The organism is Zobellia sp. B3R18, from assembly GCF_018860715.1.
In the GTDB taxonomy this organism is placed as follows: domain Bacteria; phylum Bacteroidota; class Bacteroidia; order Flavobacteriales; family Flavobacteriaceae; genus Zobellia; species Zobellia russellii.
Genome location: NZ_JAHKQG010000011.1, coordinates 1,582,852 through 1,606,025, shown reverse-complemented (window position 1 = coordinate 1,606,025; position 23,174 = coordinate 1,582,852). Strand labels below are relative to the sequence as shown.

General features: G+C 40.5%; 19 protein-coding genes. 13 read left to right on the top strand and 6 right to left on the bottom strand.

Annotated features, from left to right (window positions below; genetic code table 11):
* Positions 1-630 (top strand): LysE family transporter, encoded by a 630-nt coding sequence (locus KO513_RS13250; protein ID WP_215913755.1) that lies wholly within the window; start codon positions 1-3, stop codon positions 628-630.
* Entirely contained in the window at positions 630-965 is a 336-nt protein-coding gene (locus KO513_RS13245; protein WP_215437643.1) for an MGMT family protein, read from the top strand. The genes KO513_RS13250 and KO513_RS13245 overlap by 1 nt, the downstream gene beginning before the upstream one ends.
* Before the next feature lie 10 nt (positions 966-975).
* Here KO513_RS13245 and KO513_RS13240 read toward each other — a convergent pair whose 3' ends face one another.
* Complete coding sequence (locus tag KO513_RS13240) at positions 976-2,322, bottom strand: sensor histidine kinase (RefSeq protein ID WP_215913754.1); 1,347 nt, start codon at positions 2,320-2,322, stop codon at positions 976-978.
* Positions 2,323-2,335: 13 nt separating this feature from the next.
* Positions 2,336-3,703 carry a sigma-54-dependent transcriptional regulator gene (locus tag KO513_RS13235; protein ID WP_215913753.1) on the bottom strand — a complete coding sequence of 456 codons (1,368 nt, stop codon included), beginning with the start codon at positions 3,701-3,703 and terminating at the stop codon, positions 2,336-2,338.
* Positions 3,704-3,920: 217 nt separating this feature from the next.
* Between KO513_RS13235 and KO513_RS13230 the strand changes: the two genes are divergently transcribed.
* The 11 genes from KO513_RS13230 to KO513_RS13180 all read left to right on the top strand — a co-directional run bounded on the left by KO513_RS13230 (position 3,921) and on the right by KO513_RS13180 (position 18,467).
* Positions 3,921-5,267: a TolC family protein gene (locus KO513_RS13230; protein ID WP_215913752.1), complete on the top strand. Its 1,347-nt coding sequence runs from the start codon at positions 3,921-3,923 to the stop codon at positions 5,265-5,267.
* Positions 5,268-5,310: 43 nt separating this feature from the next.
* Positions 5,311-6,561, top strand: coding sequence for an efflux RND transporter periplasmic adaptor subunit (locus KO513_RS13225; protein ID WP_215913751.1), 1,251 nt, complete (start codon positions 5,311-5,313; stop codon positions 6,559-6,561).
* A 62-nt stretch (positions 6,562-6,623) separates the two neighbouring features.
* Positions 6,624-7,319, top strand: coding sequence for an ABC transporter ATP-binding protein (locus KO513_RS13220; protein WP_215437628.1), 696 nt, complete (start codon positions 6,624-6,626; stop codon positions 7,317-7,319).
* Between the two features lie 74 nt (positions 7,320-7,393).
* Positions 7,394-9,829: an ABC transporter permease gene (locus KO513_RS13215; protein WP_215913750.1), complete on the top strand. Its 2,436-nt coding sequence runs from the start codon at positions 7,394-7,396 to the stop codon at positions 9,827-9,829.
* A 30-nt stretch (positions 9,830-9,859) separates the two neighbouring features.
* Entirely contained in the window at positions 9,860-12,289 is a 2,430-nt protein-coding gene (locus KO513_RS13210; protein ID WP_215913749.1) for an ABC transporter permease, read from the top strand.
* Between the two features lie 34 nt (positions 12,290-12,323).
* On the top strand, positions 12,324-14,723 hold the full coding sequence (locus KO513_RS13205) for an ABC transporter permease (protein WP_215913748.1): 2,400 nt from the start codon (positions 12,324-12,326) through the stop codon (positions 14,721-14,723).
* Between the two features lie 29 nt (positions 14,724-14,752).
* A complete protein-coding gene (locus tag KO513_RS13200; protein ID WP_215913747.1) occupies positions 14,753-15,415 on the top strand; it encodes an ABC transporter ATP-binding protein in 663 nt (220 codons plus the stop codon).
* Between the two features lie 168 nt (positions 15,416-15,583).
* A complete protein-coding gene (locus KO513_RS13195; RefSeq protein ID WP_215913746.1) occupies positions 15,584-16,723 on the top strand; it encodes an Mrp/NBP35 family ATP-binding protein in 1,140 nt (379 codons plus the stop codon).
* A 16-nt stretch (positions 16,724-16,739) separates the two neighbouring features.
* Positions 16,740-16,982: a NifU family protein gene (locus KO513_RS13190; protein WP_215438211.1), complete on the top strand. Its 243-nt coding sequence runs from the start codon at positions 16,740-16,742 to the stop codon at positions 16,980-16,982.
* A 70-nt stretch (positions 16,983-17,052) separates the two neighbouring features.
* Entirely contained in the window at positions 17,053-18,111 is a 1,059-nt protein-coding gene (locus tag KO513_RS13185; protein WP_215437610.1) for an NAD(P)/FAD-dependent oxidoreductase, read from the top strand.
* A 26-nt stretch (positions 18,112-18,137) separates the two neighbouring features.
* Positions 18,138-18,467, top strand: coding sequence for a 2Fe-2S iron-sulfur cluster-binding protein (locus KO513_RS13180; RefSeq protein WP_215913745.1), 330 nt, complete (start codon positions 18,138-18,140; stop codon positions 18,465-18,467).
* Here KO513_RS13180 and KO513_RS13175 read toward each other — a convergent pair.
* The 4 genes from KO513_RS13175 to KO513_RS13160 all read right to left on the bottom strand — a co-directional run bounded on the left by KO513_RS13175 (position 18,464) and on the right by KO513_RS13160 (position 23,122).
* Positions 18,464-20,200 (bottom strand): ABC transporter ATP-binding protein, encoded by a 1,737-nt coding sequence (locus KO513_RS13175; protein WP_215913744.1) that lies wholly within the window; start codon positions 20,198-20,200, stop codon positions 18,464-18,466. The two genes, KO513_RS13180 and KO513_RS13175, sit on opposite strands and share 4 nt — an antisense overlap.
* 125 nt (positions 20,201-20,325) lie before the next feature.
* Positions 20,326-20,988 (bottom strand): hypothetical protein, encoded by a 663-nt coding sequence (locus KO513_RS13170; protein ID WP_215913743.1) that lies wholly within the window; start codon positions 20,986-20,988, stop codon positions 20,326-20,328.
* A gap of 60 nt (positions 20,989-21,048) precedes the next feature.
* Positions 21,049-21,786, bottom strand: a complete 738-nt coding sequence (locus KO513_RS13165; RefSeq protein WP_215913742.1) for a GDSL-type esterase/lipase family protein — start codon at positions 21,784-21,786, stop codon at positions 21,049-21,051.
* A 19-nt stretch (positions 21,787-21,805) separates the two neighbouring features.
* Entirely contained in the window at positions 21,806-23,122 is a 1,317-nt protein-coding gene (locus KO513_RS13160) for a gluconate:H+ symporter (RefSeq protein ID WP_215913741.1), read from the bottom strand.
* Positions 23,123-23,174: the final 52 nt, after the last annotated feature.

Sequence of the window (23,174 nt, the reverse complement as noted above, 5' to 3'; positions counted from 1 at the left end):
ATGCAGCATCTTTTGATTCTTTTTTTTGCTACTTTTTCGGCAGCTTTTATGGCCACGGTACCTCCTGGTCTTTTGAACATGAATGCCGCAAAAGTTAGTGTAGAAAAGGGTAAACTTAACGGAATTATTTTTAGCTTGGGAGTAGCCGTAATGGTTATTCTACAGGCAACTATAGCAGTTTACATCTCAAAATTCCTTCATAAAAACCCAGAAGTTGTAGATATACTTCTAAAAATTGCGGTAGTGGTTTTTGCCTTTTTTATGGTATACTTTTTTGTAGCCGCCAAGAGAAATAAAGTACAGAAGATAAAAGCGGTAAAGGTTAGTAAAAAAAATAGTTTTTTTAAGGGCGTACTTTTAGCAGCGTTAAATCTATTGACCATACCCTATTATAGCGGACTTAATATTATGTGGAATGCGTCCGGTTGGATTAAGTTTCAAGTTTGGGATATTCTTGTATTTATTCTAGCGGCGGGTTCGGGCACTTTTACCGTACTTTATATGTATACCGTTTACTTCAATAAGCTTGAGCACAAATCAAATCGATTTTCGCAGAACAGCAATTATATTCTTAGTGCTCTTATGTTGGTTCTATTGATTATAACCATTCTAAGAATTATATTTAGCTAATGAATCCTGATAACAAAAATTTCTTCCAAAAAGTATATGAAGTGGCCCGGCTCATTCCAGAAGGTCGTGTTACCTCATATGGGGCAATTGCCAAATATTTAGGTGCCGCCCGTAGTGCCCGTATGGTAGGTTGGGCCATGAACGGAGCCGGCAGTATGCCAGATGTACCCGCCCATAGAGTGGTAAACAAAATTGGTTTACTCACAGGAAAACACCATTTTGATGGCACTAACCTTATGCAGCAGCTCTTGGAAAATGAAGGAATAACCGTAGTTGACAATCAAATCATCAACTTTGAAAAGCATTTTTGGGATCCTTTTAAGGAGCTAGGTTAAAGTTCTTACCTTAATCAAAAGTGAGTGTAAAAACAGTTTGGTCCCGGGAAATTACTTGAATAGTTCCCTTATGCAAGCGCATAATCTGCTTAGACAAACTTAACCCTATACCGGTTCCCGTATTTTTAGTTGTGAAAAAAGGAACGAAGATTTCCTCTACTAGGTCTTCAGAAATTCCCGGGCCATTGTCCCGCACCTGCACAAACTTCTTTCCTTTTCTATTGATACCGGCTATAAAATCAATTTTCCCGTTTTGTTGATTGCCAATGGACTGCTGTGCATTTTTACCCAAATTCACCAATACCTGAGTAATCTGCTTTACATCAATATAAAGTTCCAAATCTTGCGGATCTATGGTAATTGAAATCTCAATTGGGTCTACTCCGGATTTATTATCCAATAAGAGCTTTACCTTCTCCAAAAAGTTTTGCGCACGTATCAATTCCCTATCAGGTTCCGGTACACTTAAAAATTTACGGTAAGAGTGCACAAAGTTCATCAAGTCGCTTCCTTGCCCCTTTATAACTTCAAGCCCTTTAACTGTGCTCTGTAAATGTTGCTCTTGCAATTCCTCTATGGCCAGTAAATTTTCTCCCTTTTTATAATATTTTAATATCGATTCCGAAATTGAGGTTATGGGGGTAATGGTATTCATAATTTCGTGCGTAAGCACCCGAATTAACTTCACCCAAGAATCCGTTTCCTTCTCGTCCAGTTCTTTACGTATATCTTGGACCACCACCAATAGCAAAGGCTCGCCATCAAGGTTCATTGCTGTAGCTTTTACGGCCAGTTCCTTCTTTTCACGTTCATTGGTCAACTGATGAATACTGCTTTCAAACGGATTTAGATCTTGAAACTTGGTGTACAATTTTTCGTCTATTTGCTTTAATTGTTTCACATGGTTCAAGGGGTGATAGTTCAGCAATTTTTCAATCGTAGGATTTGCATAAAGAATATGTCCTTTGGGGTTGACAGTCATAATCCCAATATCTGCCTGTTTTAAAATTTCTTGATAAAACTGTTCTTGCGCCTGCTTTTTAAGGTGAATATCTTGCACCATAGCGTTGAGCATATTAAGGCTATGGTTCAGTTCTTTTAGTGATTTACTACTTAGTTTTTCTGGAAACCGAAGAGTAAAATCCTCATTCTTTATGGCATCAAAAAAATATGCTATTTTTCGGTTGGTCTGGTTTACATAGTAAATAAGCGAATAGATCTGCACTACAAGCAAGCATAGGGCAAAACCTACCAAAATGTACTTTTCCCCAAAAAACAAAAATCCTACTGCCAATGCGGTCAAGGACAAGAGAACCGTACGGAGAATTAATTGCAGATAAATGTGTTTACTTACCATTTGCTAAATGTGCTTATTTCCCTATTTTCTTTAACTTGTTGTACAAGGTTTGCCTAGAAATCCCCAATTGTTCTGCGGCCGCACTGTAGTTACCATCATTTTGCTCCAAAGCACTGTTGATCATTAAGAGTTCCATTTCCTCCAAGGTATTGGGACCGTTTAAATTTGTGGCAACCGTAGATTTATTGCTCAGTAAAAAATCTTCGGGTTTTAGTATGTTCCCTTCCGATAGGATTACGGCTCTTTCAATAGTATGCAAAAGCTCCCTTATATTTCCTGGCCAAGCATACCCAATTAATTTATCTTGCGCCGCTTGATTGATACGAAGTCCAGGTTTACCATATTTAGAAGTAAATTTTTTCAAATAGAAATCAGCCAGGACCAAAATATCCTGATCCCGTTCCCTAAGTGCCGGCACCTCTACTCTAATGGTATTTATTCTGTAGAGCAAATCCTCCCTAAAGAGACCGTCCGCTACCATTTTATCCAAATCTTCGTTCGTAGCACATATCAACCTAATATCCACCGGAATAGCTTTATTGGAACCCACCCGAACAATGGTCCTGTTCTGAATGGCGGATAACAGTTTAGCTTGCGCCTGCAATGAAAGGTTTCCTATTTCATCCAAAAAAAGAGTACCTCCATTTGCCGCTTCAAACTTACCCGCCCTATCCTCTTTGGCATCGGTAAAAGAACCTTTAGTGTGGCCAAAAAGTTCGCTTTCAAAAAGGTTTTCTGAAATGGAGCCCATATCCACGGAAATAAAAACTTCGTTATTTCGGCTAGATAGCTTGTGAAGTTCCCTAGCAATCAACTCCTTTCCTGTACCATTTTCTCCTGTAACCAGAACATTTACATCGGTTTTAGCAACTTTAGACACCAATTTTAGCACTGCGTTCAAGGCTTTTGAATTGCCAATGATGTAATTCTTATTTTGATTGATAACCTGCTTTAAATGGCTTTCCTTCTGTTTTAGCTCCTTAACCTCCTTCTTGGACTTTCTAAGTTCATAGGCAGATTTTACGGTGGCCAATAACTTATCATTGTTCCAAGGTTTTAGAATAAAATCAGAGGCTCCTTCTTTCAAAGCCTTTACGGCCAAATCTACCGCACCATAGGCAGTCATCATAACAACCGAAGTCTGTGGGGCTTTTTTCTGTAACTCTCGTAACCAATACAGCCCCTCATTTCCTGTATTTACCCCAGCCGAGAAATTCATGTCCAACAGCACCATATCTATTTCATTAAGATTTGGGAAGGACGTTATCTGGTTAGGATTTGAAATAGTCTGTATAGAGCTGTACTCAAATTGCAACAATATTTCAAGAGCGCTAAGAACGCTCTTGTTATCATCAACAATCAAAATTTTTGCATCTACCATAGTAATCTTGTTCTACCGTAAACTAAAACGGCACCTAGTAAAACTACAATTTCAATATTATAAATTTTTAACAGTGTCTAAAAATTTGACACTTGCTGTACACATATTTTACAAACCAAAACGTCAATAACAAAATACAAATTTACAGTATGTTGATTTTCAGTATTTTAAAATATTGGCACGGGAATCGTATTAAGTTTGGCACACTTGATATATTATGAGCATTATTTTTAAATACTTAATTTGGATTTTGTTACTTATCTCCGCCAAACTAGCCGGCCAAGATTCGTGGACCTTAGATGCCTGTGTAGCCTATGCTTTGGAAAACAACCTGCAATTGAAAGATTATTCTTTTAACACTAATTCCAATGAGGAGACCTATAGACAGTCTATTCGTAAACTTTTGCCAACCGTTACGGGTTCCGGAAATTATGTAATCAATTTTGGACGTAGTACCGATCCCTTTACCAATGATGTGGTTACTACAGATTTTTTCTCCAACCGTTACACGCTAGAAGGTTCTGTTGACCTTTTCAGGGGATTTCAGAAAATGAATAACATAAAGGCTACCAAACTTCTGTATAAAGCTACTCAAGAAGAAAATCTACAGCAACGTTACTTACTGGCTTTTAGAGTAATGCAGGCTTTTTACGATATTAGATTTTTTAAAGGATTAGTAGCCATATCAAAAGAACAGATGACGGTATCCCAATCCAATTACGATCTGGTTGCCAAACAAATAGAATTAGGACTCAAAGCCGGAGCCGACCTGTACGAGGCCGAATCGTTATTACTTACGGACAAACTGAACCTTACACAAAGTAAAAACCAATTGGCCGCGGCTAAGCTTCAACTGATACAAGAAATGAATCTAGAAGGAACCAGTGAAATAGAGGTACAAGACGGTCTAAACCATACCATGGAGCCCGAAAATTCACCTAATGTACAATCGGACAGTATATATGCCAAAGCAAAAGAATTTATGCCCATGCTCAAGGCCCAAGAGTTACGGGTAAAAGCTGCCAAAAAGCAACTGGCCATAGAAAGAGGTTCCTTACACCCGTCACTATCTTTATTCTCTGGAATTTCCACCGGATATTTTGAGACTACAAGAGATTCCCTTGGTGTTACCGTTCCTTTTAGGGACCAGTTCCGAGATAATACATCGCAGTTTATAGGGGTAAGTTTAAGCGTACCCATCAGTAATGGATGGGCTGCTCGTTCCCGTATCAAACAACAGAAAATTGAAAAATTACGAGCCGAAAACAATTTAAAGGTACAGGAACAACTCGTCTACCAGACCATACAACAATTAGTACAGGAATATCAATCCTTAGAGGTTGAGCGCGAGCAGAGCGCACAAAAAGTACAAGCGCAGGAACTGGCTTTTACCATTGCCCAAAAACGGTATGAAAAAGGCCTTATTAATGCCTTAGAATTATTTACCGCCAAAAACTTGTTTGCCAGTGCCCAAAATGAAAACCTGCAGGTAAGGCTCAGGTCGGAAATCAATCAAAGCACTTTGGAATTTTACCGAGGCCTACCGGTTTTTGATATTGAATAATACACAAATACAAACTAGCTAAAAACGACAATTATATAGCACAATGGATATACAACTAGAAAAGAAAAAAGGATTACGCCCCAAACATTACGGCTACATTGCACTGGCAATACTACTGCTTTTTGTGGGTTATCAACTGCTTTTCGCCAGCTCCGTCTCTACTTTTCGGACTGATAAGGAAAAACTCTCCATAGCCTCAATAACCAATGGTAAGTTTGATGATTACATTACCATTAGCGGCAATGTGGCTCCAATTGCCACCATTTACATGGATGCCTATGAAGGGGGCCGGGTTAGTGAAAAGCTAATTGAAGAAGGCGCTATCGTCAAGAAAGGGGATATAATCCTAAAACTGGATAATATTAACCTGTACGAGCAAATACTACAAAGCGAAAGTGGGCTGGCCTTGAAGCAAAACGATCTACGCTCTACGAAGTTAACTTTTGACTCAAGACAAGTTGAAGGGCGAAGGTCTTTGGCTACCGCAGCCACGGAATTACAACGATTAAAACGAAATTTTGAACAAAACGAAGCCCTGTTCGCCGAGGAACTCATATCAAAGGAAGCCTATCTTACCGCAAAAGAAAACTACGAACTTTCTCAAAAACAGTACGATATCATAAAAGTACAGACCGAAAACGATGACCAAGTTAGAAAAACCTCCTTGCCCGTTCTGGAAGCGGACCTTAACCGAATGCAGAAAACACTGGGTATGGTCTATCAGCGGCTAGACCACCTGAATGTACGTGCACCGGCAGACGGTCAACTAGGTTTTCTTGATGCAGAAATAGGCCAAAATATTACTCAAGGACAACGAATTGGACAGGTAAACGTACTTACGGATTATAAAATTGAGGCGAATATAGATGAACACTATATTGACCGGGTAAAAAGAGACTTAGTGGCCGTTTTGGAACGTAATGGCAAGCAATTTCTCCTGCGGGTACGAAAGGTATATCCGGAGGTACGCAACGGTAGGTTTAAAGTAGACTTGGTCTTTACGGAAGAGAAACCTGAAACCATCCGTACCGGACAGAGCTACAATATTAAATTGCAATTAGGAGAATCTAGTGACGCCTTATTATTACCTAAAGGAAGCTTTTTCCAAAGTACTGGCGGGCAGTGGCTATTCGTAGTTTCCCCAGATGGTGGAGAAGCCAGAAAACGCGATATTAAAATAGGAAAACAGAATTCAAAATATTACGAAGTCATTGAAGGCCTCCAAGCCGGTGAGAAAGTGATAACCAGTAACTATGACTCTTTTGGCGAAGCCGAAAAAATAGTTCTAAAATAGCATCAAACTGTCACTTCACACACAAAGCATCATCTTTATAACAACAAAAATCAAACTAAAAAATGATACAGATAAAAAATCTTAAAAAGAGTTTCAAGACCGAAGAGGTAGAAACCTTGGCCCTGAATAACGTAAACCTTAAAGTTGAAGAAGGCGAATTCGTTGCCATTATGGGGCCCTCCGGCTGCGGAAAATCTACATTACTTAACATTATAGGCATGCTAGACAGCCCAAATGAAGGCTCCTATGAATTTGCCGGTCATGAGGTAAGTCGCCTTAAGGAACGCCAACGCACAGAACTACGAAAGGGAAATTTAGGCTTTGTATTCCAGAGCTTTAACCTTATTGATGAGCTAACGGTTTATGAAAACGTAGAACTGCCCCTAATTTATCTAAAGATGGGTAAAGCGGAACGAAAACAAAAAGTACGCGAGGTTTTGGAGCGTATGAAAATTGCACACAGGGAGAAGCACTTTCCACAACAACTTTCCGGTGGTCAACAGCAACGTGTAGCCATTTCAAGAGCGGTAGTAACCAACCCAAAATTGATTCTTGCCGATGAGCCCACAGGAAACTTGGATTCCAAAAACGGTATAGAAGTCATGAACCTATTAACGGAACTTAATCAAGAAGGAACCACTATTGTAATGGTAACGCATTCCGATAGGGATTCGCATTACGCCCATAGAGTTGTAAATCTATTTGACGGTCAAATTGTTACCGAAAGCCAGAACAGGGCTATTGGTGCCATTATGTAAAGGAGTTTATTCATCAATCAAAGTAATTCAAAAGGTCCCCTAATCAAGGACAACCAATTGTAAAGACGAAAATCATGTTCAAAACATATCTTAAAATAGCATGGAGAAGCCTTAAGAAACAACCATTTTTCACTTCGTTGAACATATTTGGTCTTGCCATTGGTATGGCCGGTGCACTGCTCATTTCGTTGTACATCTATGAAGAATTGAGCTATGATAAAATGTTTCCTGATGCCGAACGGATCCATCGTGTAAACAATAATATAAAATTTGGTGGGGACGAGCGTCAATTCGCCGTTACACCTGCCCCTATGGCTGAAGCCCTCAAATCCGACTTTTCTGAAATTGAGGTAGTAACACGCTTTAGAACACGTGGTAGCGCCCTTGTGCGCAAGGCCGATGACTTGGCAAACGTAAAGGAAGAACATACCACCCATGTAGACCCCTCTTTTTTTGAAATGTTCGGCATAGAGCTATTGGCGGGTGATGTAAATACAGCTTTAAAAGACCCGAATACCTTGGTCTTGACCAGAACGGCCGCCGAAAAGCACTTTCCGATCACCAATGCGGTGGGGCAAAATATAGTGCTTAACAATGAGGAAAACTATACCGTTGTTGGGGTTATCGAAGATTTTCCGCAAAATTCCTTTTTGAAAGGGTACACCGTTTTTGAGGCGATGGCCGGATATGAAGATGCCGTAGTGGGCAATTGGGGCAGTAACAATTACCAAACCTTCATTAAGTTGATTCCCACGGTTAACGCAGACGATATTCAAGAACAGTTGCGCGGCTTTTTGGGCAAATATGTTATTCCTGGTGTTCAACAATTTATGCCGGGCATAACGGAAGCGCAATTTAAGGCGGCCGGCAATCATTTAATCTTTAGCACCATTCCTTTGACCGATATCCATTTAAAATCCCATAGGGTGGCGGAAATGAGTGCTAACAACGACATACAGAGCATATATATCCTTTCTTTTATAGCTGTTTTTCTTTTGGTCTTGGCCAGTGTCAATTTTATGAACCTCTCTACCGCCCATTCACTGAAAAGGGCAAAGGAGGTCGGGGTTAGAAAGACCTTGGGCTCCAATAAAAGAGACCTGGTACGCCAGTTTTTGGTAGAATCGGGATTGGTATCTTTTTTGGCTTTGGGCTTAGCCTTGGTTTTGACCCTTGTAGCCTTGCCTTATTTTAATACCCTTGCCGATAAAAATATTTCAATACCTTTTCAAAATCCCATTTTTTGGTTGATTTTGTTGGCTTCCGTTGTTGTCTTAGGATTGTTTTCAGGAAGTTACCCTGCTTTTTTTATGTCGCGATTTATGCCTGCAACGGTATTGAAAGGAGGTAACGGAAATAGTGTTGAGGGCGGTAAAATTAGAAATTCCCTCGTCGTATTTCAATTCGCCATTTCGGTTTTTTTGATTGTTAGTACCTTGGCGGTATATCAACAATTAAAGTATATACAAGGCAAAGATTTGGGCTTCTCAAAAGACCAGGTCTTGATTGTAAATGACGTGTATACGGCAGGAGACAAGGTATCGTCGCTCAAAGAACAAGTGAAACAATTGAGTTTTGTTGAAAATGCTACGTTGAGCAGTTATTTTCCTACTCCCTCGTCCCGTAGTGACACCACTTTTCTTCCTGATTCGGGTGAAACCAGTGTGGAATCTTCCATTAATATGCAAACTTGGGACGTTGATTACGATTATGTTTCCACTATGGATTTTGAATTCGTGGCAGGCCGAGATTTTGATAGGTCCTATGGTAATGACTCTACGTCCATCATTTTAAACGAAACGGCTACAAGAATAATGAATTTGAGTCCGCAAGAGGCTATAGGCAAGCGCTATACACCAGATTTTGATTCTGATACTCCAACGTATTATACCGTTGTTGGGGTATTAAAGGATTTCCATATAGCTTCACTAAGAGAAGATATCGATGCCGTAAGCTTGCACTTGGGAGATGAGGCTTATGCCATGGCAGTAAAAATTAAGCCTGGCGATTTTGCCAATGCAATTGCTCAAATTGAAGGGGTCTGGAATACTATCGTACCCGGTGAGCCATTTGATTATTATTTTATGGAAGATGCCTTTAATGATACTTATGCCAGTGAACAAAGGTTAGGCAATATCTTTATCATATTTACGGTACTCTCCCTTTTAATTGCCTGCTTGGGACTCTTTGGCCTCGCGGCCTTCAATGCCCAAAAACGCACCAAGGAAATAGGGGTTCGCAAGGTTTTGGGCGCCAGTGTTGGGCAGGTTGCTTATGCCTTAACTATAGACTTTTTAAAATTGGTCGGACTTGCGATTCTGGTGGCCCTGCCGTTAGGCTGGTATGCTATGAACCGATGGTTGGAAGATTTTTCCTATCGCATAAATATTCCATGGTGGATATTTGGTCTGGCGGCATTTTTGGCCGTTCTCATATCCGTAATCACTGTAAGCTATCAAAGTATTAAGGCAGCCCTAGCAAACCCCGTAAAAAGTTTGCATGCCGAGTAAAAACATCCATCAAACAAAAAAAAGAAAACCATGTTAAAGAATTATATAAAAATAGCTTGGAGAAACCTACTGAAGAACAAACAGCAGACCATCATAAATTTGCTAGGGCTTACTTTAGGTACCGTGAGCTGTCTTACTATTCTATTGTATGTCTTTGCTCAGTTTGGATATGACCAACACCACAATGAAGCGGATACAATTTACCGTGTAGAGACGATAATAGAGCGCAATGGGCAAGAAAACTATGAAAGTTCAACCTCATCTCCTCCTATAGCTTTTGCCCTTAAAGAAGATTTTGCCGAGGTAGAGGAAGCAACGCGTGTTGTTCTTACCGATGTTTTTTATAGCACCTTAATTCGTGCTTCGGAAAGCAAGGATGCCTATTACGAGCCACGGGTTTACATGGCCGATTCCACTTTTTTTAAAGTTTTTGATTTTGAATTTATTGAGGGCAATAAGCTTACCTCGCTAAACGAACCCAATGCGGTAGTACTTTCTTCCTATTTAAAACACAAACTGTTCGGAAACCAAAATGCTATGGGCAAGACCATAGTTTGGGGCACCGGAGAAGATACCCTCATCTTGACCGTTAAGGGCGTTTTTGATGAAAAAGCGAATAAATCCCATCTGAACCCCAACTACGTGGTAAGTATGAGCACCCCAGGCATGGGAACTTTTGTACAAACTTTTGAGAGTTTTGCTACAAATAATTTTGTGCATAGCTACGTAAAATTATCCGCTAACGGTAATATTGCCCAATTTCAAGCTAAAATGCCCGGATTTATTGAGGATAGGGCCGCAAAGGACCTTGCTGATGCAGGAATGAGTAGTAAGGCCTTGGAATTAAAAAAGGTTACGGATATTCATTTACGTTCCAATGGCCGTAAAAACCAATTAGACAAGGTTTCGAGCATTACATACCTGTATTTTCTTTTGAGCCTTGCATTTTTTATTCAACTGGTAGCCTGCATAAACTTTATTAATCTCAGCACGGCAAGAGCAAGCAGACGCGCCCGCGAAATAGGGGTACGAAAAGTAGTTGGTGCAGGAAAAAATGCCCTAATGCGGCAATTTTTGGGCGAATCGTTACTCTTGTCGCTTTTCGCCATACTGATCAGTATACCTATCGTAATTTTGTTACTACCATTGGTAAATGAGCTTACCCAGGTATCCCTTACCTATTTGAATCTTTATCAATGGAAGTTAATATCGGTTCTTTTGGCGCTGGGAATAGGAACGGGTTTGGCTGCCGGCATCTATCCTGCTATTATTCTATCCTCAATAAAACCCGTAAATGCCCTCAAGGGGGGCACTATAATGCAATCCGGAAACGGTACGCTAAGAAAAGCGTTGGTCGTATTCCAATTTGTGGTTTCCATTGGCTTGGTAGCTACAGTAATTATCATTTCCCAACAATTTAGGTTTACTCAGGAAAAAGACCTTGGCTATACGAAAGACAATTTAATTGCCCTACGGATAGGCACGGATGACGCGTCTAGTAAATTTGAGTCCTTAAAATCTGCATTTTTGAATATTCCCGGAGTAATTGATGTGTCCAGCGGAAATTATGCTCCCTCTGAAATTATATTGGCCGATAATGGATGTTATCTTCCCGGAGGAAACAGCGAGAACAGAACGGTCGTAAATCGTAACGGCGTAAGCGACGGATATTTTAGAACCATGGGCATTCCTTTTTTAGAGGGACGCGATTTTACGGAGGCGGATACCGTAGACCAAATTATTGTGAACGAGGCCACCTTAAGGGCTTTTAATATTAAACAAGAAAATGCCTTAAGCTCATCACTCATGCAGGGTTCCGGAGAGGATACTTTTGAAATGCGAATTATTGGTGTTGTGGCAGACTACCATTTTGCATCCCTAAGGGAAGAAATTGAGCCTTTGTTTCTTCATAAGGAAACGACACCAAATTGGTTATTTCTAAAAACAAAGACCAATAATTATAGTGAATTACTTACCCAACTGGAAGGCCAATGGAAATCTACGGTAAGTAACGTTCCTTTTGATTATAGGTTTGTAGACAAAGAGGTAGAAAGACTCTATGATGAGGAAAAGCGGCTTGGCTTAATCTCCGTAGCTTTTACCGTACTGGCTATCTTCATAAGTTGTTTAGGACTTTTTGGGCTTATTTCATACGTTACGGAACAGAAGAAAAAAGAAATCGGTATTCGTAAGGTACTTGGTGCAAGCGTACGATCGGTAGTGCAACTATTAACTCGCGATTTTGTAACGCTAGTATTGATTGCATTTCTAATTGCCTCGCCTATTGCCTACTATTTCATGTCTAGATGGCTAGAGGGTTTTACGTATAGAATTGAAATTGAATGGTGGGTATTTTTGGTCAGTGGCGGTTTCGCCCTTATTATAACAATGTTGACCGTGGGCATGCAAAGCCTAAAATCTGCTGTAGCCAATCCGGTAAAGAGCTTACGAACGGAATAATCAAATACATCAATCCAGTCAAAAGACAACAATCATGTTCAAAAACTATTTAAAAATCGCCTGGCGAAACCTTCTGAAGAACAAAGGCTATTCCGCTATCAACATTGGCGGGTTGGCATTAGGAATGGCCGTTACCTTAATTATAGGTCTCTGGGTGCACGATGAACTCTCGCACAACAACTATTTCAGCAAAAAAAACCGCATTGCACAGGTTTTTCAATCCCAGACCTTTAACGGAAACACAGATAGCGGTCCGGCTATACCTCGCCCATTGGAAATGGGCCTCAGAAACGGCTACATGGACAATTTTAAACATCTGGTCATGGCTTCCTGGAACAACTCCGTATACCTCAACTATGAGGACAAAAGCCTTTCCAAAACAGGAAATTTTATGCAAGAGGAGGCCCCGGAACTTCTTGGGCTTACTATTCTTAAAGGCGAAAAAAACGGATTACGAAAAATTAACTCCATTATGCTTTCCGAGTCTGTAGCTCGAGCCCTCTTTGGAGAAGAAAACCCTATCGGTAAAGTGGTGAGGGCCAATAGTCAGTATGACATGGAAGTTACTGCAGTGTTCGAAGACATACCCATGAACAATTCATTTAATGATTTGGAGTATATCATGCCATGGGAAAAGTACCTGACTATTTTTGAATGGATCCAAAATGCAGAGGACCAATGGGGAAACAACTCGTTTCAGATGTTTGTTCAGCTTGCGGATAATACCAGTATGGAACAGGTTTCCTCCACCATAAAGGACGTTAAAAAGAACCTTAACGAAGATACAGCAGAGTTCAACCCACAGCTATTCTTGCTACCCATGAAAGATTGGTACCTAAGGAGCAGTTTTGAGAATGGAAAACAAGTAGGCGGTCGCATTAAATATGTATGGTTATTTGGTATTATTGGTGGCTTTGTACTGCTTTTGGCCTGTATCAACTTTATGAACTTGAGTACGGCCCGTTCGGAAAAAAGAGCCAAAGAAGTAGGCATTAGAAAATCAATAGGCTCACAACGCAACCAATTGATTTATCAGTTTTTGAGCGAATCATTTTTAGTAGTTCTATTCGCATTTTGTTTGGCCATACTAATCGTGCTTCTTTCTTTGGACGGATTTAACGATCTTGCAAAAAAAGAAATAGCCTTCCCTTGGAAAGACGGTCTGTTTTGGGGAATTTCATTAGCTTTTATCCTATTTACCTCTTTATTGGCAGGTAGCTATCCGGCACTCTATCTATCCTCTTTTAAACCGGTAGATGTTCTCAAAGGAACGATGACAACGGGTAAATACGCAGGGCTGCCCCGCAAAATATTGGTGATACTACAGTTTACCGTGTCCGTAGCATTTATCATAGGTACCGTTATCGTAATGCAGCAGATTAATTACGCAAAGGACCGCCCCGTTGGTTATGACAAAGGAGGTTTGGTACAAATACCAACAATGAGCCAGGATTTTGAAGGCAAATACGATTTAATGCGAAGTGAATTTTTAACATCTGGCGCGGTAATGGAGATGTCATCTTCAAGCGCTCCAACTACCCAAATATGGTCTAACCGAGGCGGTTTTAATTGGGAAGGAAAACCCGAAGGCTTCCAAGAGGATATAGCATGGACGGATGTTAGCCCGGAATATGCCAAATCTTTAAACCTTAAAATTCTTGAAGGAAGGGACTTTTCAAGGGAATTCGCCACAGATTCAAATGCGGTGCTTATTAATGAAACGGCCGTAAAGTATATGGGGCTTACGGACCCTGTTGGAAAATTTATAAAAGACGATGATGTTGAAGACCCTTTTGCTCCCCTAAAAATAATAGGCGTGGTACAGGATATGATTGCGCAGTCTCCTTACGAACCCGTAAAACAAGGTATTTATGCCTATGACAAGCATGGTAATGCCAGCTTTTACAACTTACGGTTGAATCCTGACAATAGCGCTAATGAAAACATTTCTACTATTGAAAATGTATTTAAGTCCCATTTTCCGGACATCCCTTTTCAATATGATTTTGTAGATTCTGAATATGGCGAGAAATTCGCCGCAGAAGAGCGTATTGGAACACTTTCGGCCATTTTTACAGCACTGGCCATTTTAATTAGCTGTTTAGGGCTGTTCGGACTCACTTCCTTTGTAGCGGAACAGCGTAAAAAAGAAATAGGGGTACGAAAAGTTTTGGGAGCTTCGGTTTTCAACGTTTGGAACATGTTATCCAAAGACTTTCTAAAACTAGTGACCATTTCTTGTTTCATTGCCGTTCCAATCTCATACTATATTATGAACGGCTGGCTACAAGACTACCCATACAGGGTAATACTTGAATGGTGGATTTTTCTCTTGGCCATAGTAGGTGCTCTTGCCATAACCATTCTCACGGTAAGCTTTCAAGCCATAAAAGCGGCCAATTCAAATCCGGTCAAAAGTCTAAGAATGGAATAAATAGGAGATACTAATAAAAGAACGAACACATGTTACTTCAACTAAACCATATTTTTAAATGGGTTCAACAAGGTGGGCAAAGAGTCTTCTTGCTGAAAGACATCAATCTTCAAGTAGAAGAAGGAGAGTTTATTTCCATCATGGGACCCTCCGGGTCTGGAAAATCTACTTTACTGAACGTCATAGGAATGTTAGATGATTTTAATGAAGGTGTATATAATTTCCTTGATGAATCCGTACATCAACTTAAAGAAAAGCATAGAGCCAACTTGTATAAAGAATACATTGGTTTTGTCTTTCAGTCTTATCATTTAATTGATGAATTAACCGTCTACGAAAATCTGGAAATGCCTTTATTATATAAAAAACACTCCAGTTCTGAACGTAAGGCCATGGTAGCCGATATGTTAGACCGTTTTAATATTGTAGGCAAAAAAGACCTGTTTCCCACACAATTAAGTGGCGGCCAGCAGCAAGTGGTGGGCGTGGCAAGGGCATTAATATCAAATCCAAAACTAATTCTTGCCGATGAACCCACAGGTAACTTGAATTCCCAGCAAGGAGAAGAAATTATGCAACTCTTTAAACAGCTTAATGATGAAGGGGTAACCATTATTCAAGTAACACATTCAGAAAAAAATGCCGCTTATGGTAAGCGCATCATTAATTTATTGGATGGGAGGATGGTGTAAGCCCGTTTATCAAAAAAACTGGACTGAGTTGAGGCCCAGTTTTATAGAATATTATGAGAAACTAAACCTCCATAACCAATACCTATCTGCCCATATTACATTTCAATGCAAACGCTTTAGTTTCTTGCCCTTATGCCGTATCTTTGTTCTTTAGAATGATTTTATATAATGAAGATTGATAAAAAAGCAGTTTTAAAGGCACTAGAGAACATTACCGTACCCGGTGAGGGACAGAATATGGTAGAAAGCGGTGCGGTTAAAAATATACAGATTTTTGGCGACGAGGTTGAAGTTGATATAACCATTGGCAATCCCAGTCTACAGGCCAGAAAAAAGACCGAAGTAGAAATCTTAAAAATCATACACCGAGAGGTATATGAGAAAGCAAAGATAAAAGTCAACATAAAGGTAGATGCTCCGGCAAAACCCAAGACCAATGAAATTAAGGGCAAACCGTTGCCCGGCATTCAAAACATTATTGCGGTAGCTTCCGGAAAAGGTGGTGTAGGTAAATCTACAGTTACTGCAAACTTGGCGGTAACCCTTGCAAAAATGGGTTTTAAGGTTGGTGTTTTAGATGCGGATATCTACGGACCATCCATGCCTATTATGTTTGACGTTCCCTTAGAAAAACCACTAGCGGTCAACGTTAGTGGAAAATCAAAAATGAAACCGGTTGAGAATTATGGCGTAAAGCTATTATCCATCGGGTTCTTTACCCAACCCAACCAGGCGGTTATTTGGCGTGGTCCCATGGCTGCAAAAGCCTTGAACCAAATGATTTTTGATGCGCATTGGGGTGAACTGGATTTTATGCTGATTGACCTTCCACCGGGAACAGGAGACATTCACCTAAGCATTATGCAAGCCATGCCCGTAACAGGGGCCGTGGTGGTAAGTACACCTCAGAACGTTGCCTTGGCGGACGCTAGAAAAGGGGTGGCCATGTTCCAACAGGAGTCCATAAATGTTCCCGTATTGGGAATAGTGGAAAATATGGCTTATTTTACACCTGATGAGCTTCCTGACAATAAGTACTATATTTTTGGTAAGGAAGGCGCAAAAAATCTGTCTGAAGATTTAAACGTACCTTTCTTAGGAGAAATTCCATTGGTTCAGAGCATTCGCGAAGCGGGTGACGTTGGTAGACCAGCGGCCTTGCAAACGGCCACACCGGTTGAAGAAGCTTTTGAAGAGGTTACAAAAAATGTAGTACAAGAGGTTGTAGGGAGAAACAAAAGTCTTCCCCCTACCGAGGCAATTAAGATAACAACTATGGCAGGCTGTTCTGCCGTTAAGAAAAAATAATATGACATCCGAAAATATGACATCCGAAGAATTAAAACAGAATGTTGAAAAAGCCCTAGAGGAGATTCGTCCTTTTCTACAGAGTGATGGAGGTGATATTTCCTTAATCTCTATTGATAACGAAAACTCTGTAAAGGTAAGGTTAGAGGGTGCATGTGTTGGATGTAGCGTTAATCAAATGACGCTAAAAAGTGGTGTGGAAATGACCATAAAAAAGTACGCTCCACAAATTGAAGAGGTCATAAATATTGTAGCCTAAATCCTGATTTTAGTCATATTCTTACAGACGTTTTAACCCTAATTTTGTCTGACCTTTAATGTAAAACTCAATGATCAAAACAGACTTATTGATTATTGGAGCTGGCCCAACAGGGCTTTTTGCCGTTTTTGAGGCAGGCCTATTACAGCTCAAGTGCCATTTAATTGATGCACTACCACAAGCCGGGGGCCAATGTTCCGAAATCTATCCCAAAAAACCCATTTATGACATTCCTGGTTTCCCCGAGGTATTAGCGGGCGACTTGGTTAACAATTTAATGGAACAAATAAAACCTTTTGAGCCTGGTTTTACTTTAGGCGAAAGAGCACAGACCATAGAAAAATTAGAGGACGGCACTTTTATTGTGACGACAAATAAAGGAACCAAACACCACGCTCCTATTGTAGCCATTGCTGGAGGCTTGGGTAGTTTTGAACCTCGCAAGCCACTTCTTGAAAACCTCCAGAAGTACGAGGACAATGGCGTTGCCTATATCATTAAGGATCCTGAGGTCTACCGAAACAAGAAAGTGGTAATTGCAGGAGGAGGAGATTCCGCTCTGGATTGGAGTATATTTTTAGCCGATGTAGCCTCAGAGGTTACTTTGGTACACCGTAGAAACGAGTTTAGAGGTGCATTAGATTCCGTTGAGAAAGTGCAACACCTCAAGAACCAAGGTAAAATAAACCTAATCACCCCTGCTGAAATCGTTGCTCTTAAAGGCGAGGAAACCCTAGAGGCCGTTTCCATTAGAAAAACAACAAATCCTAATGAGGATGTTACCTTAGAAGTTGATAATTTTGTGCCGCTTTTTGGTCTTTCTCCCAAATTGGGGCCCATTGCAGATTGGGGCCTTGATATTGAAAAAAATGCCATAAAAGTAGATACGTTCGATTATCAGACCAACGTACCGGGAATATATGCCATAGGCGATGTTAATACCTATCCAGGGAAATTAAAATTGATTCTCTGTGGTTTTCATGAAGCAACATTAATGTGCCAAAGTGCGTACCAACGTATTTACCCGGATAAAAAATATGTAATGAAATATACGACCGTAGGCGGCGTAACCGGTTTTGACGGAAGTAAAAAAGAGGCACCAAAGGCGGTTGTAAAATCCATTGATTAGTAAAAGTTTATAATTCAAGAATTCTAATGTCCGACATAAAAATAAAAATAACCGACCGTGATGGTGTAACCCATGAGGTAGACGCCCCAACCGATATGAACATGAACCTTATGGAGGTCGTACGTTCGTACGAATTGGCCCCTGAAGGAACTATTGGAATCTGCGGAGGCATGGCCATGTGCGCTTCTTGCCAATGCTATGTAGAATCCAATCATGAACTTCCTGAGAAGTCCGATGATGAAGATGCCATGTTGGCCGAAGCTTTTGATGTTAAAGACAACAGCCGTTTGGGATGCCAAATTCATATGACCCCAGATTTAGACGGCCTAGAAGTAGAACTGGCTCCTGAAAGTTAGATTCTTGCCTGGTAGGTAAACAAGTTGTAGTACCTACCTTCTTTTGAAATTAGCTCGTCGTGGGTGCCTTCTTCGGCAATTCTACCATTTTCAATAACTAAAATCTGATTCGCTTTTCGGATGGTACTTAACCTGTGCGCTATTACAAAAGTGGTACGCCCTTCCGTTAAAGCTGCTAAACTCTTTTGAATCAAGGCTTCGCTTTCTGTATCCAAATTAGATGTAGCCTCATCTAGAATTAAAATTTTAGGGTCGGCCAAAACGGCCCTTGCAATCGCAATACGTTGGCGTTGCCCCCCGGAAAGCTTAACGCCGCGCTCCCCTATCAAAGTGTCGAGTCCATCTTCAAACCTATCTGTAAACTCATTTACATAAGCAGCTTCAACTGCCTGTTGCAATTGCTCTTCAGAAGCATTTGGTCTAGGAAACAGAATATTCTCCCGTATGGTTCCCTCAAAAAGAAAATCGTCTTGCAAAACCACCCCTAAATGTTGTCTAAAACTATTTAGGTTTACTTTAGAGACGTCCTTGCCGTCTATAGTAATCCTTCCCGACTGAGGGTTTAAAAAAGTAGCTGCCAATCCTGCAATGGTAGATTTTCCCGAACCAGAACTCCCTACCAAGGCGACTACGTTTCCGGATTTCACTTCAAAGTTAATGTTGTGCAACACCTCCTTATCTTCCTCATAAGCAAACGAAACATCATCAAAAACAATATCCCCTTTAATCTCATCTAGAACAATCGTTCGGTTTTCTTCATCTGACTCAGGGGTCATATTCATAAGTTCTTCCGTACGGTCCAATCCAGCCAGTGCTTCGGTCAACTGACTACCAATATTGCTCATTTGAACAATAGGAGCTATCATCAACCCTAACAAAAATGTAAAGGTTAAAAATTCACCAATAGTAAGCTCATCCATCATTATTTTATAACCTCCTATACCCATAATACCCGTAGTGGCAATCCCCAAAAGAAAGGTTGAAGAACTGGTCATAAAAGCAGTGGCGGTCAAACTCTTTTTTACATTTTGAAAAAGACGGTCTACTCCCTTTTCAAAAATTTTATTTTCTTGCTCTTCCGCATTAAAACCCTTGATTACGCGAACGCCACCCAAGGTTTCCGTAAGTCTACCCGTGACCTCGGCATTTATTTTTCCTCTATTTCTAAAAATGGGCCTTATAATCTTAAAAGCCTTTAACGCTATAATAGCAAATATGGCAAGAGGCACCAAGGTGAACACAGTCATCGTCCAACTGATCCGCAATAACAATATAAGTGAAACTACAGCGGTAATTGTTCCGCCAACAAGTTGGACCAACCCAGTACCGATAAGATTACGGACCCCTTCCACATCGCTCATAATACGGGAAACCAAAGCTCCAGATTTTGCATTATCAAAAAAGCTTATAGGTAACGAGAGCACCTTTTTCTGCACTTGAGCCCTAAGCTCAGAAATTAGAAACTGTGCCTGTACACTTAAGATTTTAGTCAATAAAAATGAGGTTACCGCTTGTACCAAGATTGCTAAGGCAACAGCACCAACAAGCAATTTTAAAAAATCCAGGTCTTTATTGGGTATAATGTCGTCCATTAAATATTTAAGGGACATAGGTGCAACAAAACTTGCTGCTTTGCTTATTACAATAAGCACAAGACCTATAAACACAAGATTTCGTCTGGGCCAGATAATGGTCTTAAATGCGGTAAGGATACTAACTTTCTTTTCGGCCATGGAAGATGTTTTGAAGAGGGCAAAGTTACGGTAAAAACAGTGACTTTGCTTTTTAAGAAAGTTATCTAAATCATAAAGCTAAACCACTAGCGAATATTGAGAATACACAGCGCAATCTAGAAAATTTAATCTTCCGCTTCCTTTGTAACGATCAAGGTAGCTTTAGAACCTTCGGAGAGCAACCATTTATTCGCGTAGATAAGCTCTCCCTTATCATCATAAACGTTGATTTGTGCGGTGTTAGGAGGAGAAGAACCCACGTTAAGGGCCTCAAAATCTATACGGTTAAAACCTTCTTTTAAGTCAACGTTCACGCCTTTAAAAGAGCCGGTTAGGAGAATATTGGGGTCGGCCACATCACCGTTAACATATATTTTTACACGATCGCCATCTACAAATTCGTGATCACGACAAACGATACCCACAAACTTCCCGTTGTTTTTTACATCGCCCAAATACATATCTGCAAAGTGCTGTTTAGAACCTTCCTTGGGTTGTCTTGGCCCTACTTTTGGGTCTATTTTCATACCTGCCCCGGCCTGAACCAGTTCGCGGTCATCGATCATCTTTACAGGGTTGCGTTTTGCAATATCAAAATCTACCTGAGGCTGGTCATCCACCACGGAGGGTATTTTTAACGAAGTGCCTTGGTCAGGCTTGGCGTTATCATCAATCTTATTGGCGGCATCAATCTTAAGGTCTTTCTTTTGGGGAATATCCGTCTGGGCCATCCCCGTAAGGGAAAACAGCAGTGCAGCCAATACCAGTACCGAATATTTTTTGATCATTGTATAAAAAAATGCAAGATAAAGATAACAAATACCCTGCCATAGGGGCTTAAGGCAATGTTAAAACGATAAATTACTAAAAATCGTATCGGCAATCAATCTATGTCCTGTTTTATTAGGATGTATAGGGTCTTTGCCATAACACTCTTTTTGACTTGCAAAAAGCGGTTTCCTAATATTTATCTCGGCATTGGCGTAAGGATGCTGCATTTCTAGAATAATATCGGTAAACTTTTCAAGCACTTCCGCATCATATTTAGGATAGGGATTTTTATAACTATAGGACATTGCTTTTTCATTTTTTTTACTGGACTCGGCCAAGGGTGGTGGAGTGAGTAAAATGGTCTTGATATCCCTTTGACGCATTTTTTCAAGAAAAGAATAAACGCCAATTTTAAAGCTTCTGAACAGTTCATCGGAAGGTTTTCCGTAAATACCGTCATTAATACCATAGCAGAAAAGGGCTACATCTATGGAGTTTTTGTCCAAAATCTCATCTAACCGTTCAAAAAGGTACGGCCTGGGGCCGGGATGATCCTGTTCTGTAAGTCCGCTTACGGTTTCACTACTCTTCCCAAAGTTGATGAACGTAATATTGAGTTCCGGTTTTTCTAGATTGAATTTTTCCTGAAGCATTTCAACATAACCATGCCCGCCTGCGTAAGTAATGCTATCGCCAAAACAACCCACAACCTGGTTTTTCTTTAATTGAAATTTGGAGTTATCAAAGCACCCCATTAGGCTAGTACCTACAACTGCCAGTGCCGTTCTATTAATGAACTGTCTTCTTTTCATCATCGTGCAATGATTCAATAATTTATATAAAAATATCAAGAATGAGCACCCCTATGAGCCCCATAACTCCCACTGTGGTTTCCATTACTGTCCATGTTTTTAAGGTGTCCTTAACCGATAGATTAAAATACTCCTTATAAAGCCAAAACCCGCTATCATTAACATGGGATAACATTAAACTTCCCGAGCCAATTGCTAAAACCATTAGCTCCGGACTAACACCTGTATTGGCGATTAACGGCAAAACAATACCCGCCGCTGTAAGACCAGCCACCGTTGCGGAGCCTACACAGACCCGAATGACCGTTGCTATAAGCCATGCCAAGATAAGTGGAGAAATAGTAGAACCTTTTAGCATTTCACCTATATAATCGCTCACCCCACTATCTATAAGCACTTGTTTTAACGCTCCCGCACCCGCTATAATCAAAAGTACCATGGTAATACCAGAAACGGCACTGGAAACGGAATCCATTACATCTTTCATTTTTTTACCCCTAGCCAGTCCCAAGGTATAAATGGCCACCAGAACAGATATAAGCATTGCCATTACGGGATTACCCAAAATATCAGTTGCTTTTCTAACAGCATTCCCTTCGGGCAACAACAAGGTCATTACAGACGCGAAACCGATAAGAATTACAGGAAGCAGTGCCGTAAGAATACTGGTAGCCGTACTTGGCATTTCATCATCCGTTAAAACTTTTGGGTTTAAAAATTCCTTAAGGGGAGTTGCCTCTACATTTTTAATAGCGCGTGATAATAGTGGCCCTGCAACGATAATAGCAGGTATGGCCACTAGAATACCATACAATAAGGTTTTCCCGATATCGGCATTAAAAATAACCGCTATACCTGTAGGCGCCGGATGCGGAGGAAGGTACCCGTGTGTTACGGAAAGAGATGCCAACATGGGCAAACCCACATAAATTAAAGGAAGCCTGGTAGCTGCGGCCACCGTAAAGACCAAGGGTATTAAAATAACAAAACCCACCGTATAGAACATGGGAATACCCACGATAAAACCCGTAAGCACTACGGCCCATTGAATGTGTTTCTTTCCAAATTTTTCTACCAACTGGGTAGTAATACGTTGTGCCGCCCCGCTGTCTGCCACCAACTTACCCAACATAGCACCTAGACCCAAAATTAGTATTAAGTATCCAAGCGTATTTCCAATACCGGATTGTATGGATTTGGTTACCGTTTCAAAATCCATTCCTTCTGCCACCCCAACCAACAGGGAAACGATAATGAAGGCGATAAAGGCATTGAGTTTAAAACGGGCTATTAAAATGAAGAGAATGAAAATTCCGGCAATAACAATGGCAAGTGGCATGGGCTAGATTGGTATTAAGCCCTCTAAGATACTAAATTAGATAACAAATGAA

Coding starts and splice junctions, on each gene's coding strand:
- KO513_RS13235 (WP_215913753.1), bottom strand. CDS start 3,703: ATGGTAGATGCAAAAATTTTGATTGTTGATGATAACAAGAGCGTTCTT.
- KO513_RS13195 (WP_215913746.1), top strand. CDS start 15,584: ATGAAGATTGATAAAAAAGCAGTTTTAAAGGCACTAGAGAACATTACC.
- KO513_RS13175 (WP_215913744.1), bottom strand. CDS start 20,200: ATGGCCGAAAAGAAAGTTAGTATCCTTACCGCATTTAAGACCATTATC.
- KO513_RS13215 (WP_215913750.1), top strand. CDS start 7,394: ATGTTCAAAACATATCTTAAAATAGCATGGAGAAGCCTTAAGAAACAA.
- KO513_RS13160 (WP_215913741.1), bottom strand. CDS start 23,122: ATGCCACTTGCCATTGTTATTGCCGGAATTTTCATTCTCTTCATTTTA.
- KO513_RS13180 (WP_215913745.1), top strand. CDS start 18,138: ATGTCCGACATAAAAATAAAAATAACCGACCGTGATGGTGTAACCCAT.
- KO513_RS13170 (WP_215913743.1), bottom strand. CDS start 20,988: ATGATCAAAAAATATTCGGTACTGGTATTGGCTGCACTGCTGTTTTCC.
- KO513_RS13230 (WP_215913752.1), top strand. CDS start 3,921: ATGAGCATTATTTTTAAATACTTAATTTGGATTTTGTTACTTATCTCC.
- KO513_RS13185 (WP_215437610.1), top strand. CDS start 17,053: ATGATCAAAACAGACTTATTGATTATTGGAGCTGGCCCAACAGGGCTT.
- KO513_RS13225 (WP_215913751.1), top strand. CDS start 5,311: ATGGATATACAACTAGAAAAGAAAAAAGGATTACGCCCCAAACATTAC.
- KO513_RS13250 (WP_215913755.1), top strand. CDS start 1: ATGCAGCATCTTTTGATTCTTTTTTTTGCTACTTTTTCGGCAGCTTTT.
- KO513_RS13165 (WP_215913742.1), bottom strand. CDS start 21,786: ATGATGAAAAGAAGACAGTTCATTAATAGAACGGCACTGGCAGTTGTA.
- KO513_RS13205 (WP_215913748.1), top strand. CDS start 12,324: ATGTTCAAAAACTATTTAAAAATCGCCTGGCGAAACCTTCTGAAGAAC.
- KO513_RS13240 (WP_215913754.1), bottom strand. CDS start 2,322: ATGGTAAGTAAACACATTTATCTGCAATTAATTCTCCGTACGGTTCTC.
- KO513_RS13245 (WP_215437643.1), top strand. CDS start 630: ATGAATCCTGATAACAAAAATTTCTTCCAAAAAGTATATGAAGTGGCC.
- KO513_RS13210 (WP_215913749.1), top strand. CDS start 9,860: ATGTTAAAGAATTATATAAAAATAGCTTGGAGAAACCTACTGAAGAAC.
- KO513_RS13200 (WP_215913747.1), top strand. CDS start 14,753: ATGTTACTTCAACTAAACCATATTTTTAAATGGGTTCAACAAGGTGGG.
- KO513_RS13220 (WP_215437628.1), top strand. CDS start 6,624: ATGATACAGATAAAAAATCTTAAAAAGAGTTTCAAGACCGAAGAGGTA.
- KO513_RS13190 (WP_215438211.1), top strand. CDS start 16,740: ATGACATCCGAAGAATTAAAACAGAATGTTGAAAAAGCCCTAGAGGAG.